Origin of the sequence: Enterobacter wuhouensis, from assembly GCF_035835995.1 — a bacterium.
GTDB lineage: Bacteria > Pseudomonadota > Gammaproteobacteria > Enterobacterales > Enterobacteriaceae > Enterobacter > Enterobacter wuhouensis.
Window position 1 is genome coordinate 1,591,907 of sequence record NZ_CP142124.1, and the last position, 14,335, is coordinate 1,606,241.

General features: G+C 52.7%; 15 protein-coding genes and 1 pseudogene. 7 read left to right on the forward strand and 9 right to left on the reverse strand.

Translation table 11 applies throughout. The annotated features are described in order from the left end of the window. Positions 1-6 precede the first annotated feature (6 nt). The gene (locus VPX56_RS07595) at positions 7-735 is read right to left on the reverse strand and encodes a phosphatase PAP2 family protein (protein ID WP_131632924.1); all 729 of its coding nucleotides are present in this window, start codon (positions 733-735) and stop codon (positions 7-9) included. A gap of 167 nt (positions 736-902) precedes the next feature. Between VPX56_RS07595 and VPX56_RS07600 the strand changes: the two genes are divergently transcribed. After that, on the forward strand, positions 903-2,135 hold the full coding sequence (locus VPX56_RS07600) for an MFS transporter (RefSeq protein ID WP_131632923.1): 1,233 nt from the start codon (positions 903-905) through the stop codon (positions 2,133-2,135). A gap of 60 nt (positions 2,136-2,195) precedes the next feature. Here the strand turns inward: VPX56_RS07600 and VPX56_RS07605 are convergent, their stop codons facing one another. Both VPX56_RS07605 and VPX56_RS07610 read right to left on the reverse strand, forming a co-directional pair. Beyond that, the gene (locus VPX56_RS07605; protein ID WP_326470877.1) at positions 2,196-3,008 is read right to left on the reverse strand and encodes a Cof-type HAD-IIB family hydrolase; all 813 of its coding nucleotides are present in this window, start codon (positions 3,006-3,008) and stop codon (positions 2,196-2,198) included. Then, positions 2,998-4,212 (reverse strand): MFS transporter, encoded by a 1,215-nt coding sequence (locus VPX56_RS07610; protein WP_131632922.1) that lies wholly within the window; start codon positions 4,210-4,212, stop codon positions 2,998-3,000. The genes VPX56_RS07605 and VPX56_RS07610 overlap by 11 nt, the downstream gene beginning before the upstream one ends. Before the next feature lie 81 nt (positions 4,213-4,293). Between VPX56_RS07610 and VPX56_RS07615 the strand changes: the two genes are divergently transcribed. Then, positions 4,294-4,845 (forward strand): TetR/AcrR family transcriptional regulator, encoded by a 552-nt coding sequence (locus VPX56_RS07615; protein WP_326470880.1) that lies wholly within the window; start codon positions 4,294-4,296, stop codon positions 4,843-4,845. A gap of 22 nt (positions 4,846-4,867) precedes the next feature. On the opposite strand, the gene arsC is transcribed toward VPX56_RS07615, so the two are convergent. The 3 genes from arsC to VPX56_RS07630 are packed head-to-tail and all read right to left on the reverse strand — an operon-like array spanning position 4,868 to position 6,962. Next, positions 4,868-5,299: a glutaredoxin-dependent arsenate reductase gene (gene arsC / locus VPX56_RS07620; RefSeq protein ID WP_131632920.1), complete on the reverse strand. Its 432-nt coding sequence runs from the start codon at positions 5,297-5,299 to the stop codon at positions 4,868-4,870. 12 nt (positions 5,300-5,311) lie between these two features. Further along, a complete protein-coding gene (locus VPX56_RS07625) occupies positions 5,312-6,601 on the reverse strand; it encodes an arsenic transporter (RefSeq protein WP_131632919.1) in 1,290 nt (429 codons plus the stop codon). Between the two features lie 40 nt (positions 6,602-6,641). Continuing rightward, complete coding sequence (locus VPX56_RS07630; protein WP_131632918.1) at positions 6,642-6,962, reverse strand: metalloregulator ArsR/SmtB family transcription factor; 321 nt, start codon at positions 6,960-6,962, stop codon at positions 6,642-6,644. A gap of 254 nt (positions 6,963-7,216) precedes the next feature. Between VPX56_RS07630 and VPX56_RS07635 the strand changes: the two genes are divergently transcribed. The 3 genes from VPX56_RS07635 to VPX56_RS07650 all read left to right on the forward strand — a co-directional run bounded on the left by VPX56_RS07635 (position 7,217) and on the right by VPX56_RS07650 (position 9,855). Beyond that, entirely contained in the window at positions 7,217-7,360 is a 144-nt protein-coding gene (locus VPX56_RS07635; protein ID WP_218401841.1) for a hypothetical protein, read from the forward strand. Positions 7,361-7,952: 592 nt separating this feature from the next. After that, positions 7,953-9,191, forward strand: coding sequence for an AAA family ATPase (locus tag VPX56_RS07645; RefSeq protein ID WP_326470887.1), 1,239 nt, complete (start codon positions 7,953-7,955; stop codon positions 9,189-9,191). Beyond that, complete coding sequence (locus VPX56_RS07650) at positions 9,184-9,855, forward strand: HNH endonuclease (protein WP_326470888.1); 672 nt, start codon at positions 9,184-9,186, stop codon at positions 9,853-9,855. Before VPX56_RS07645 ends, VPX56_RS07650 begins: the two co-directional genes overlap by 8 nt. A 29-nt stretch (positions 9,856-9,884) precedes the next feature. Here VPX56_RS07650 and VPX56_RS07655 read toward each other — a convergent pair. After that, positions 9,885-10,884 (reverse strand): annotated as a pseudogene (locus VPX56_RS07655) (phage portal protein). Between VPX56_RS07655 and VPX56_RS07660 the strand changes: the two are divergent. Continuing rightward, positions 10,864-11,064 (forward strand): ogr/Delta-like zinc finger family protein, encoded by a 201-nt coding sequence (locus tag VPX56_RS07660; protein ID WP_326470890.1) that lies wholly within the window; start codon positions 10,864-10,866, stop codon positions 11,062-11,064. The pseudogene VPX56_RS07655 and the gene VPX56_RS07660 overlap by 21 nt on opposite strands. A gap of 614 nt (positions 11,065-11,678) precedes the next feature. Here VPX56_RS07660 and VPX56_RS07665 read toward each other — a convergent pair. Beyond that, the gene (locus VPX56_RS07665) at positions 11,679-13,364 is read right to left on the reverse strand and encodes an aspartate:alanine antiporter (protein WP_119934927.1); all 1,686 of its coding nucleotides are present in this window, start codon (positions 13,362-13,364) and stop codon (positions 11,679-11,681) included. A gap of 273 nt (positions 13,365-13,637) precedes the next feature. Between VPX56_RS07665 and VPX56_RS07670 the strand changes: the two genes are divergently transcribed. Beyond that, entirely contained in the window at positions 13,638-14,012 is a 375-nt protein-coding gene (locus VPX56_RS07670) for an inner membrane protein YbjM (protein ID WP_131632884.1), read from the forward strand. A 30-nt stretch (positions 14,013-14,042) separates the two neighbouring features. Here the strand turns inward: VPX56_RS07670 and VPX56_RS07675 are convergent, their stop codons facing one another. Continuing rightward, a complete protein-coding gene (locus VPX56_RS07675) occupies positions 14,043-14,312 on the reverse strand; it encodes a GrxA family glutaredoxin (protein ID WP_014069504.1) in 270 nt (89 codons plus the stop codon). Between the last annotated feature and the right edge of the window lie 23 nt (positions 14,313-14,335).

Consider the following 14,335-nt stretch of genomic DNA (forward strand, 5'->3'; position numbering starts at 1 on the left):
ATGTCGTTACTCTTTAGCAAACCGGGTGGAAACAAGTCCGTAGACCACCACCTGGGAAAACCAAACCCACCACCCGGCCCACAGGTTGTGAGAGAAGAAATGTGCGCCGCGCATCACCTGGCCATACCCCATTGCCAGGCCCAGCGTCGCGCCCAGCGCCACAAAGAACCAGGCCAGGCGAGGACGCTCGCGCCAGAAGGCGAAAAACAGCCCCATCACCATGAAACCGCTGGAGGCATGGCCGCCGGGGAAACAGCGTCCGGGGCCGCTTTCCGCCGGGGGGGAACTGAACAGGGGATAAGAGACTGCCTTACCGCCGTATTCCACCAGATCCCACGGGCAGCTGTGGTGGCTCATACTTTTAAGCAGGCCCACCACCAGTGCGCCAAGCCCCATCAGCAGCGCGGCTGTTACCAGCCGTGCGTTGCGCTTGTAAGCACCATAAAACAGCGCCGCGGCACCCAGCGCGATGGCGATATACTTCGCCAGCCGGTGGTTCAGCAGATCCAACAGATGATTTTTCTGCAGCGGGAAGCTCTGTGTCGCCGCGTCGTACCAAAACCCTGTGATCCATCTATCCAGCGCTTCATCGCGAGATAGCCAGGTAAACACCACGGCAAGGGCTATCAGCACGAAAAGCTGATAACCATAAAAGCGGGGCGGCAAACGGTAAAGGCGTTTTGTCTTATTGGTCTGTAACTTAGACAATTCTGAACGGCTGGAGTTAAGTGCCATAATTTGGGTCGGTGACGTGAAATATCGCTATCATATAAGCGTCAACTTAAGGAAACCTTAAACAACAACACGATGTGCTTTATTTCTGTTTTATCTCGATAATGTGCTATCTCAGCGTGCGGCAATTCATTACACTCATCGCGATTTTTTCATCATAAAGAGATTGCATGATAAACCGTTCTTCTTCCGGTCATCGTCTGGGTCGTCAGGCGTTACTGTTTCCCCTGTGTCTGGTGCTCTACGAGTTTTCTACCTATATCGGCAACGACATGATCCAGCCCGGCATGCTGGCCGTGGTGGAACAGTACAACGCCGGTATTGAGTGGGTGCCAACCTCCATGACCGCCTATCTGGCTGGCGGCATGTTTTTGCAGTGGCTGCTCGGGCCGCTGTCGGACCGTATTGGCCGTCGTCCGGTGATGCTGACGGGCGTGGTGTGGTTTATCGTGACCTGTCTTGCCACGCTGCTGGCGCAAAATATTGAACAGTTCACGCTGCTGCGTTTCCTGCAGGGGGTCAGCCTGTGCTTTATCGGCGCCGTCGGCTATGCCGCCATCCAGGAGTCGTTTGAGGAGGCGGTGTGCATCAAAATTACCGCGCTGATGGCGAACGTGGCGCTGATTGCGCCGCTGTTAGGGCCGCTGGTGGGGGCGGCCTGGGTGCACGTCGCGCCGTGGGAGGGGATGTTTATTCTCTTCGCGGTTCTCGCCGCCATCTCCTTCTTTGGCCTGCATCGCGCGATGCCGGAAACCGCTACCCGCCTGGGTGAAAAGCTGTCGCTGAAGGAGCTGGGACGCGATTACAAAGACGTCCTGAAAAACGTTCGCTTTGTGGCGGGGGCGCTGGCAACCGGCTTTGTGAGCCTGCCGCTGCTGGCGTGGATTGCCCAGTCCCCGGTCATTATCATCAGCGGTGAAAAGCTCAGCAGCTACGAATACGGCCTGCTGCAGGTGCCGATCTTTGGCGCGCTGATTATCGGTAACCTGGTGCTGGCTCGCCTGACGGCACGGCGCACCGTACGTTCGCTGATTATCATGGGCGGCTGGCCGATTGCGGCGGGGCTGATCCTTGCTGCGGCTGCGACCGTGGCGTCATCCCACGCCTACCTGTGGATGACCGCAGGGCTGAGCATCTATGCCTTCGGTATCGGCGTGGCGAACGCCGGGCTGGTGCGCCTGACGCTGTTTGCCAGCGAGATGAGTAAAGGCACGGTGTCGGCGGCAATGGGCATGCTGCAGATGCTGATTTTTACCGTCGGCATCGAGGTGAGCAAACACGCCTACGCGTTTGGCGGCAACGGGCTGTTCAGCCTGTTTAACCTTGCCAACGGCGTGCTGTGGGTAGGATTAATGGTGGTGTTCCTGAAAGACAAACGCGTCGGAAGCGCACTGCAGCCTTAACCTGATTATTCCCTCTCCCCGTGGGAGAGGGCCAGGGTGAGGGCACCAGGCCGCACGCGATCAATGAAACGGCGCGTCCCCGTTCAATGCCTTCTCAATCACGTTTAAAACGCCTTCTTCGTTGTTATGCGGCGCTTCAAAGCGGGCAATGGCTTTAATATGCGGTCTGGCATTGGCCATCGCGAAGCTGAATCCTGACTGACGCAGCATTTCCACGTCGTTCCCGCTGTCGCCAAAGGCCACCACCTCATCGTCCTCAATCCCCCAGCGCTGCTGCAGGATCCGCAGGCCGTTAGCCTTATGCACGCCGGGGATAATCAGGTCGATACTGCCGTGCCCGGTGGTGACGGGCACCATGATATCGCCCAGCTTTTCATGCAGCATGGGCTGAATCAGTGGGATTTCGTCGTCAGAGACGTTAAGCCCGAATTTGAAGAAAATATCGCTCAGGTTGTTGAAGTCATTCACCCGTTCGAGGCGGTGATAGTATTTTGACGCAATATCAATGAACGCATCGTCATAGGCGTTAAGCGTATAGGCGCTGCCTTTCCCGCAGGCAATAATCTCAATGCCCGGCACGTCGAGTAACACCGCCGCGACGGCGTCGAAATGTGCTTTCGTCAGCTCACCGTTGAACACGTCTTCCCCGGCATCAACCACCCAGCCGCCGTTTTCGGCCACGAAGGCGATCTCATGCGCGATCTCCGGGAAGAAAGAGATCAGCTGGTAATACTGGTTGCCACTGGCGACGACGAAGCGAATGCCTTGCTCCTTCATGCGCGCATACTGCGCCAGAAAACGTTCGCGATTGTAGGTCTTAGCATCGCTAAGAAAGGTACCATCCATGTCGACTGCAATCAGTTTAACGCTCATATCCCTTCTCCAGTGTCGTGTGTTCTGCTTCCGGCTTTGCCACCGCCCGCGCCACCAGCGCTGCGATAAGCACTAATCCTAATACCACCAGCATGGCGCTGCGCAACCCGTAGTGCTCGCCCAGGAAACCGAGTAGCGGTGGCCCTACCAGGAAGGCGAGATAGCCGGTGGTTGCCACCACGCTGACGCGCGTTGGCGCATCCGGGCCGGTATCGCTGGCGGCGGAAATGGTCAGCGGGAAGCCAAGCGACGCGCCCAATCCCCACAGGATCACCGAAACGCCGGCAATCCAGTCCACGTCCACAAAGATGATCATCGCGATACCTAACCCGCCGAGCAGAGCACTGGCGCGCACAACGGCCACGCGGCTATAGCGGTCAATAAACCAGCCGCCGGTAAAGCGCCCGACGGTCATGCCCAGGGTAAACCCGGCGTAAATCAGCGAGCCGGAGGTTGGGCTAAAGCCGTGTCCGTCCACCATCAGCAGCGGCAGCCAGTCGTTGGCAGAGCCTTCGGCAAAGGCCATCGCCAGCACCACCACGCCAATCAGCATTAGCTGCATATCGCGGTAGAACGGCAGCCCTTTTTCAGCCGATTTGTGTTCGTTAGCGGAGTTTTTACCCGTGCCGTCAGGGATCAATCGGATACCGGTCAGGATCGGGATAATACACACCAGCGCTGCCAGCAAAATATGCAGGTTGGCCGCAATGCCCAGCGCCGTTAGCGCCATCCCTACGCCAGCCCCCGCCAGCGTGCCGAGGCTGTAAAAACCGTGCATCATCGGCAGCACGGTTTTGTTCATCTCCTGCTCGACGGCGGCCCCTTCGACGTTAATTGCTACTTCCGCCGAGCCGAAGCTGCCGCCAAATACCGTCAGCCCCAGCGCAAACAGGATAGGCGAGGCAAACCAGAGCGCGACGCTCAGCACCACCATTCCGAACACCGCGCAGCACATGGTGGTGCGGATCACCGCCCGCGTGCCGAAGCGCTTGACCAGCCACGCGGAGCAGAGAATGCCGCTCATCGAGCCTATCGAGAGGCCGAAGAGCACTATGCCCATTTCTGCCGTGGAGACGGACAAAATATCGCGGATCGCAGGCGTACGCGTCGCCCAGGAGGCCATTAACAGCCCTGGAATAAAGAAGAACATAAACAGCGCCCACATGCGGAGCTGCAGGGCTTTGCGGGGAGAGGTCTGCGTCATTGGGATAGCACCAGAAGTACAACAATAGCGACAACACTAGCAAGTTTGTGTACATTTGTACATAAACCGGATGAGGAATTTATGAGCAGACCACCGAACGATCCGCACCGCCGGGAAAAAATTCTGCAGGCGACCCTGGACACCATTGCCGAGCACGGCATCCATGCCGTCACGCACCGTAAAATTGCCAGCTGCGCGGGCGTACCGCTGGGGTCGATGACCTACTATTTCGACGGCATGGAGCCGCTGCTGGAGGAGGCCTTCACGTGGTTCACCCGGCAGATGTCGCAGCAGTACCGGGATTTCTTCGCTGGCGTCACCGGCCCTGAGATGGCGTGCGAGGCTATCACCTCCTTAATCCACAGCTCGCAGGTGACGACGCCGCACAACATGGCGCTGATGTATCAGCTCTACGCCTTCATGCACTGCAGCGCGGCGCTGAAAACGGTGATGCAGGACTGGATGAAGATGAGCCAGGATACGTTGGAGCAGTGGTTCGACCCGGTCACCGCCCGCGCGCTGGACGCGTTTATTGAAGGAATGACGCTGCACTATGTGACCGACCGCGCGCCGTTAACTCGCGAAGAGATCCGGGCGATGGTCGGGCGGATAGCGTGCGAGGGCGGCCGTTAGGTATCCCTTGCCCCGGGTATATCTACTTGTGGACGATCTGTTTCCCGCTGGCGTCCACGATGGCTTCGCCATCCTCTTTTGTAAACGCCCCTTTCTGCGCGTCCGGCAGGATGTCGAGGACGACTTCTGAAGGGCGACACAGGCGAGTGCCCAGGGGCGTCACCACAATCGGGCGGTTGATCAAAATCGGATGTTGCAGCATAAAATCGATAAGCTGGTCGTCGGTGAAGTTATCTTCGGCAAGGCCGAGCTGCTCATAGGGCTCCACGTTTTTACGCAGCAGATCCCGCACCTGAATTCCCATCTCGGCAATCAGGGTGGCTAGCTTATCGCGCGACGGTGGGGTTTCCAGATAGAGGATAATCTCTGGCTCCGTGCCGCTGTTGCGGATCATCTCCAGCGTGTTGCGCGAGGTGCCGCAGGCGGGGTTGTGGTAGATAGTGATGTGGCTCATATCAGTGGCTCATTACAGGGTGAAGGAGAGACGTAGCGCCAGCGCGGCGAGCGTCACAAACAGGACCGGCAGCGTCATAATGATGCCTGTCCGGAAATAGTAGCCCCAGGCGATCGTCATGTTTTTCTGCGCCAGCACGTGGAGCCAGAGCAGGGTGGCAAGGCTGCCGATAGGCGTGATTTTCGGCCCCAGATCGCAGCCAATCACGTTAGCGTAAATCATCGCTTCCTTGATCAATCCCGTCGCCGTACTGCCCTCAATGGAGAGCGCGCCGATCAGCACCGTGGGCATATTATTCATTATGGATGACAGGAACGCGGTGATGAACCCGGTACCCAGCGTGGTAGCCCACAGCCCGTGTCCGGCCAGACTATCCAGTACGCCTGAGAGATATTCCGTCAGCCCGGCATTGCGCAGGCCATACACCACCAGGTACATCCCCAGCGAGAAGATAACGATTTGCCACGGTGCGCCGCGCAGCACTTTTCCGGTGTTTATCGCATGTCCGCGCTTTGCGACAGCGAATAAAATCAGCGCGCCGACGGTCGCAATGGCGCTGACCGGAATACCGAGAGGTTCAAGTACGAAGAAACCGACAAGCAGAAGCAGCAGGACGATCCAGCCCGTTCTGAACGTTGGGAGATCGTGAATGGCCCGCGCGGGCTCGCGGAGTTTTGCCAGGTCATATTCCGGGGGAATTTCCTTGCGGAAGAAGAGATGCAGCATCACCAGCGTTGCGGCGATCGCGGCGATATCCACCGGGATCATCACCGAGGCGTATTCGCTGAACCCCAGCTTGAAGAAGTCTGCCGACACGATGTTGACCAGGTTGGACACAATCAGCGGCAGGCTGGCGGTATCGGCGATAAAACCTGCTGCCATCACGAAGGCCAGCGTGGCCTGCTTGCTGAACCCCAGCGCCAGCAGCATGGCGATGACGATAGGGGTCAGGATCAGCGCCGCACCGTCATTGGCAAACAGCGCCGCCACGGCTGCGCCCAGCAGCACGATATACGTAAACAGCATTCGCCCGCGACCCTTTCCCCAGCGGGCAACGTGCAGCGCCGCCCACTCGAAAAAGCCGGACTCATCCAGCAGCAGGCTGATGATGATGACGGCGATGAAGGTTGCCGTGGCGTTCCAGACGATATTCCACACGACCGGTATATCGTTAATGTGAATCACGCCGCTGGCCAGTGCCAGCACGGCGCCGATGGTGGCGCTCCAGCCGATACTGAGCCCTTTGGGCTGCCAGATGACCAGTACCAGCGTAAACAGAAAAATAGCCCCTGCCAGAAACATTTTTTACTCCGTTACATCTGTTTTTGTGAATGTGTTTTGCTTAGCACGAACCCGGAAGTTTGTTTTTCAGCTTCATGCGCGTCTCTTCCCGCAGGCAGTTCCAGCTGGAGTCGATAACGGTTGCCGCCCACGCAGGCATGGTGGGAGAGAGGCGGTAATAGACCCATTTCCCCTCGCGACGGTCAATAACCAGCCCGGACTCGCGCAGCAGCGCCATGTGGCGGGAGACCTTCGGCTGCGACTCTGTGGTCGCGGCGCAGAGATCGCAGACGCACAATTCTCCCGCTTCACGGAGCAGCATGACGATGGCGAGCCGCGTTTCGTCGGCGAGGGTTTTGAAGAGCTGGAGCGGGTGGAGCATGGGAGTTCCTGCAGGTGTAATAGTTTATATATGTATAATCATATATGTTTTGATTGCAGGAGAGAAGCAGAGATGAGAGGTACGGGAATTTCAGGCAACAAAAAACCCATTTATGCAATCGGGTTAGTGAAAATAACAATTTCTATATAATCAAATAGTTATATTGGTTATTAGGAGCGGTGATTACGGGGCAATGCCAACCGCTGTCGCCACTTTGTCGCCATTTGGCAATGTAGCTACAGCTTGATGCGGAGTTGCTGTCCAGAGGCTTTGACGCCAGTGAAACGGAAGTGGATCTGCTTCTGCGTGGCGGCAGCCTGCCATCTGGAGCCGGGCTGCGCCTGTTCTACCGGAACCAGCGCCTACAGGAGGATGACAAATGGCGTCAGTGGTACTGACAGCGCAGAGAAATGGCATATCTATTAATCAAAGAGTTAGCTGAGTAAAAAACTATTTCAGCTTTAAAATTACATGATTTTCTGTGTATATAAACAGTAATATTGGGAGGGAGTTGTGAACGATTTGTTCATGGAGTCACTTGCACTGCAGCGGATAGAACTTATGGCCCAGCTGGTTGCCAGCTCAGATTGTAGCGATGACGACAAGGAGGTTGCGATTTCGTGACTGTCGGAGCTGACAAGCGATCTGGTTATCAGGCTGAATGAATATGGAGTAGGGCAGGATGAGAGTACGCATTAGTGATTCCGCACGATGGGAAACTCCCTCTCATATGGCACCCTGCGGTTTGAGAACGCAGTGCATGTCTATGGTGCATGGATTCGCATGATCTAAAAAGGATCGCAATGGGTCGGGGCCGCCAGAACTGGCGCGCTTTCCGGCCTGTCATGCACCTGCATGAAAACCACTACACAAAGCGGGCAGGCGTGGCGGGGATACGAGCGCGCGTAATCATAAACATCTACCAAAAGATGAAAATCCATACCTAGTAATATATTATTGCCAGCATCTATCCAAAGGAAGGTATGTCTAATGCGATATTTTATTGAAAATATTCTTTTTAAGAGAAACGAAGGGCCTTACGAGCTAAAACTTGGAGGTAAAAATCTAATAATCTCAGGTAACAATGGTTCGGGGAAAACAAAGCTGATTGAAAGGATATTTAATTTTATTGAAAAATCAGTCGATTCTCATAATCCATTCACTAAAGACCAGCTTATAAAGGAGCTTGAAAATTACAAGCAAAATCTGGAGTATAGTAATCGTGGAGAAGGGAATTATAGCTATTTTTTATCCACAGTCGAATCTCTAACACAGCAATTAGCTGATTTTGATGATTTTAATATTATATTTAATGAATTGGTTGATTTTAGGGTTTCTGTAAAGGAAAAGAAATCAATAATAAGGTTGTTCCCTGCTATTCGTGAGGCTAATATAAAAAATGACGGGAGGATTAGTAGCTTAAACTTGTTGCTGAGTGAATATTCACAAGCTCAAGATAACAATTCTAAAATAGATGCTGGTATGTATTTTGAAAGATATATTGTTGCATTGTGGAATTATGCGCTTGTTAGTAAGGGTTCAGGAAATGAAAGTGACTCTCAGCGGGTTTTTAATATTATAGAGAGTATCAATAATGATTTAAAAGAGCTGTTTGAAGATGATAGTCTAAAAATGGATTTTGATTTGGAAAAGCTCAAAATCTATCTTTTACAAGATAATAAAGAACCATTTGGATTAGACCAGTTATCTTCTGGATTTTCATCAATTCTCTCTATATACGCTGATTTATTAATTAAAGCTGAATTGGACAAGATTAATAAACATGATATGAACGGGATTGTATTAATCGATGAGATTGATGCTCACCTTCACGTTACACTTCAAAAGAAAGTATTCAGCTTTTTTTCATCCTCCTTCCCAAATATGCAATTTATTGTTACTACCCATTCGCCTTTTGTAATTCAGTCAGTTTCTGATGCAGTTGTATTCAATCTTTCAACATTGGATCAGATGGGTGATTTATCACTCTACTCATACACATCTATTATAAAAGGATTGCTCGGAGAGGATGTATCTTCAAATAGATTAAATTCTATGGTCGAAGAGTTGATAGGTTTTACTGAAAAAAATATCTTCGATGATAGATTTGATAAAGTACTTAACTTATTGGAAAAAAACATTGACTTTTTAGATAAGTCTGCGAAAGCTGCAGTTATGCTCGCTAAAAGTAAACATTTAGATTATAGCGAAAGGGAAGAAGATGTTTAATGTCAAAAGAAATATCTCTGCGCCTGCATGCTTGGCAAGAAATGTCTATAATCATGTTACTGTGGTAAATGCCTTGGAAACCATATTTCATGGGAAGTGTTATTTGTGTGAGCAAGGTAATCTTATGGATCCAGAGATCGAGCATTTTATACCTCATCGAGGTATTGCTGCCATAAAATATGATTGGGATAATTTATTCCTTGCGTGTAGTCGCTGTAATAGTATTAAAAGTGATTCTTATGAAAATTTACTAGATTGTACAGATGATAATTTTGACGTTTTTAGCGAAATAGTCCATTTAGCTGGGAACGCTATAACTAGTGGTGTTCAGGTTTACCCTAGAAGAAAAAGGGCCAGCAGAAAGGTTTTAAATACTGTCGAGTTAATAGATAAATGTTTTAATTCATCTACTACTGGTTTGAGAGGTATTACAAAGGTAAACTTAACAGAGAAGTTACAAGAGGAGTTATATTACTTTACTGGTTGGCGTATGAAACTTGTTAGTGCGAGAAGTACCCTTGCTGAAATTCAGGAGGCAAAAGAAAAATTAGCAGCAATGTGCAGTGTATCATACCCGTTTTCAGTATTCTGGCGCTGGCATTTACTAACTGATATTAGGGTGATGAAAAAATATCCGGATATTCGAGTAGACCTTGATTTTTAGGTGGTAGGGCCGTGTTACGGCCCTGATAATTAAGTTAGATTATAGTTCTCGAGTTTTATTATATTATCGCCTATCCAGCCATTAATTTCCTGCAATCGTTTCTGAAGGGGCGACAACTCGTTTCTGACAAATACCACACTTGCCTTCTCCACATCCCCAAACCCCCCAACGTTACTCGGCATAATCCCCATCATCTGCGGCGGAACGCGGTGCGCCGCCATCATGTCGTCCCGGCTCACGTTCTTGATGTTCAGAAACTCATCCTTTGCCGCGACCTCTGACAGCGGGATGATCAGAATCCCGTCCTTTTTGCCGTTGGGCGAGTACATAAACAGGTTGCGGAAGTTGCCCGGCCCTTTGGCGCTTTTCATCGCCTGGCGGATATTGTTCACGTCCTCCTGGTTCTGCGCGGCATCGGTCATGTACATGATGAACCCCGCGTGGCTGCCGTTGATGTAATACTTGCGGCGGAACAGGGTGGCGGACTCGTTGAGCAGGCCGGAAGGGATGGCGGACAGGTATTCCGGGAGGCCGTAAATCTCCTGGTTCAGGTCCGGCTCCATCAGGTGAAATATGCTGCCTTTGGTAAACTCATAGGGCTGTGTAGTCATGCCGTATTGCACAAATCAGTAGGTATCGAGATCGATTCCGCGGCGGGTGTATTTCGCCAGCGATGGCTCCAGCGACAGAATGCCGCCTAGCCGGTTCGTCCGTTTCTCCAGATATGCATTACCGAACACCAAATAATCCTCCACAAAGCGGCTGAATGCCTGCTGGCTCAGCAGCGGGTGCGGGAAACGTGCTGGTCAGGATGTTGCGCTTCACGGCAATCGGTGAGCTGTGATGCACGGCCGCACGATAGGTCCGCGCCAGCCCGTCAAAACTCACTGGCGGCTCATACCACTTACCTATCTGCACGCATTCCACATAGTCCAGCAGTTCGCGGCGGTTCAGCACCGGGATCGGGTCGCCAAAGCTGAACGCTTCGGCGTGAGTCGGGTTCTTCTGATGTGCGGCCAGGCCGCGCATACACGCAGTAGCTTTCAGGTTTCCAGCGAAACCAAAGAACGATACAACCAGTGTGCTAATATCGAGTGCGGGCATACGTTCGTGACGCATGAAATTTTTGTCCGTTCTGTCTGCCGTCCGCAAAAAATCAGCGCCGCACCACCTCATCCGAAAGGAATGCAGGAACAATTAGCTTACTGATACTAACCCGCCAGTGGCGGTTTTTTTTATGACTGATATCCGCAAAACGAACTTACGTTGTAACGCCAATTTGCTACCCGCAAATCATTTCAGGCGATTGATGCATGTTAACTTTTCTTTCGTCTGCAATGTGAGGAATCGTAAGTAGGGAGAGTCTATGAGTTCTGGTAAGTATTGGATAAGTAACAACTACATTTACGGGCCTAAAGATTCAGGCCGCTTCTGGATTTCAGGAGGATACATCTATGGGCCAAGGAATTCTGGGAAATACTGGATAAGTGGTAACTACATATACGGATCTAAACACGGTGGGAAGTTTTGGATAAGTGGTGGCTATATCTACGGACCTTCCGGTCTGGAGCTACCATGGCTGTCTTAGCGCTGCCGCCACTTTGTCGCCATGCAAGTGAAAGTGATGTTGTAAACGATTGATTTTACAGGGTCTGAATTTCAGGCAACAAAAAACCCATCAACCTTGAACCAAAACGGCGGGGTTGATGGGCTCCACAAATTGGGGACATCAAAGAAAAGCAGTGGCACTAGTTATGACTGCCCCCTGATAAAAAAGTTCTGCGCGTAACGAAAATAATTTTCACCACGCGCAAACTTGAGACTTATCCGAGTCCTGGCCAGATGATGATGATCAGCGTACCCGCCAGCGTGAGCAGTACGTTAGCGATGGCATAGGTGCCTGCATACCCCAGGGCCGGGATGTTGCTGCGCGCGGTATCGCTGATGATTTCCATGGCAGGCGCACAGGTACGCGCGCCCATCATGGCCCCGAAGAGCAGGGCGCGGTTCATGCGCAGCACGTAGGCGCCGAACAGGAAACAGATAACGACCGGTACCAGGCTGACGATAAGTCCGGAAACCAACATCTGCCAGCCGACGGCGCCAAGGCTATGGCCAATGCCGCTACCGGCACTCAAGCCAACGCCTGCCATAAACACCATCAGACCGAACTCTTTCACCATGTTCAGCGCCCCCTGCGGGATATAGCCGAAGGTTGGATGGTTCGCTCGCAGGAAGCCCAGCATGATCCCGGCGAACAGCAGTCCGGCGGCGTTACCGATGCCGAAGCTAAAGTTGCTGAACTGGAAGGTGATCATCCCGATCATCAGGCCAACAATAAAGAAGGCGCAGAAGGCCAGCAGATCGGTGACCTGGCTGTGAATGGAGATAAAGCCGATGCGGTCGGCAACGGTTTTCACGCGTCGCGCGTCGCCGCTGACCTGCAGAACGTCGCCTTTGTTGAGCACGACGTTATCGTCGATAGGCATCTCAATCTGGCTGCGGATCACGCGGTTGAGGAAGCAGCCGTGGTCGGTCAGCTTCAGCTGCGCCAGACGGCGGCCCACGGCGTTATGGTTTTTCACCACGATCTCTTCGGTAACGATGCGCATGTCGAGCAGGTCGCGGTCGAACACCTCTTTGCCGTTACGGAAGCTGGGGTCGAGGCGCGCGTGCGCATCCGGGTAACCCACCAGCGCGATGTCATCGCCCATCTGCAGCACCGCGTCGCCGTCCGGGTTCGCCAGAATGCCGTTGCGGCGAATACGCTCGATGTAGCAGCCGGTCTGGCGATAAATACCCAGCTCGCGCAGGTTTTTACCGTCCGCCCAGGCCACCAGCTCAGGCCCAACGCGATAGGCGCGGATCACCGGGAGGTAGACTTTACGCTTGGAGTCAGTATCCAGGCCGCGCTCGCGGGCGATGGTCTGGGCGCTGGTCTGCAGGTCCTGATGCTGCAGCTTCGGCAGGTAGCGCGCGCCGACAATCAGGCTCACAAGACCAATCAGATAGGTCAGGGCATAGCCCAGGCTCAGGTGGTCAAGTGCAGTAGAGAGTTGGGAACCGGCCATGCCGGAATGGCGTAACGTATCACCCGCACCGACCAGAACCGGCGTGGAGGTCATAGCGCCGGCCAGCATACCGGCCGTTAACCCGATATCCCAGCCAAACAGTTTGCCCAGCCCTAACGCAATCAGCAGGGCGCTGCCGACCATCACCAGCGCCAGCATCAGATAATTTTTGCCGTCGCGGAAGAAAATCGAAAAAAAGTTCGGCCCCGCTTCCACGCCAACACAAAAAATAAACAGCATAAAGCCTAAGTTGAGCGCGTCCGTGTTAATGCTGAAATGCTGCTGACCTAATAATAAGGAGACGACTAAAACGCCAATGGAATTACCAAGTTGAACTGACCCCAGGCGCAATTTACCCAGGCAGAGGCCCAACGCCAGTACCACAAATAATAACAGGATGTAATTCCCATTTAACAAGTCTGCGACGTTTATATTCACGGAGGCTAACTTCTTGTTTACCAGTAAGTTGTTGAATGAAAGGACTATTTGGGCTACTGTTTTTAGCGTCAGGGAAAACGACAACATTCCCTGCTTCCTAATAAATTCCCTAAAACAATAGCAAGCGGATAGTTTAATCGTATTAGCTATCGACAGCTACCTATTATCGCATAACCGTATGCGGGCTTTGGCACGGATTGCCACATTGCTTTATCTGACTGGGCGTCCACCGGACGAATGTGTATTTGATAGAGATGTAGTCAGGAGGATTGTGTGAACAATAAACGAAACTGGGCGGGTGTGGTCAGCTGCTTTTTGCTGTTCACGGTCGTGTGTATGTCGCTCGCATTTAATGTGAAGGGTGCGTTCAGAGCGTCAGGTCATCCTGAACTCGGGCTGCTCTTTTTCCTTTTGCCTGGGGCGGTGGCAAGCTTTCTCTCGCGTAATGGCGAGGTGGTAAAGCCGCTGCTGGGGGCGATGCTTGCCGCGCCTCTGTGCCTGCTCATGATGCGCTTAATGTATATCTCATCCAGAAGCGTCTGGCAGGAGCTGGCGTGGTTGCTGAGCGGGGTATTCTGGTGCGCGCTGGGCGCGCTCTGCTTCCTTTTTGTGCGTAGCCTGCTGCACAGACGGAAACGGCAAAACTAAAAACGCCCTCGCGGAGAGGGCGTCTGTGCATTACTGAGCGGCAAACAGGCCCAGATTTTCTTTGGCGTAGGCTTCGAAATCAGTGCAGCCGCCAATGTGTTTCTGATCGAGGAAGATCTGCGGTACGGTTTCAACCGGTTTACCCACGGTTTTTTCCAGATCCGCTTTGCTGATGCCTTCCGCGTGAATGTCCACGTAGCGGAAGTTGAAGTCATCACGCTCTTCTGTCAGTTTCTCAGCCAGCTCTTTTGCGCGCACGCAGTAAGGGCATCCTGGACGACCAAAAATTACTGCAAACATTTCTCTCTCCTCAAAAAACAAGC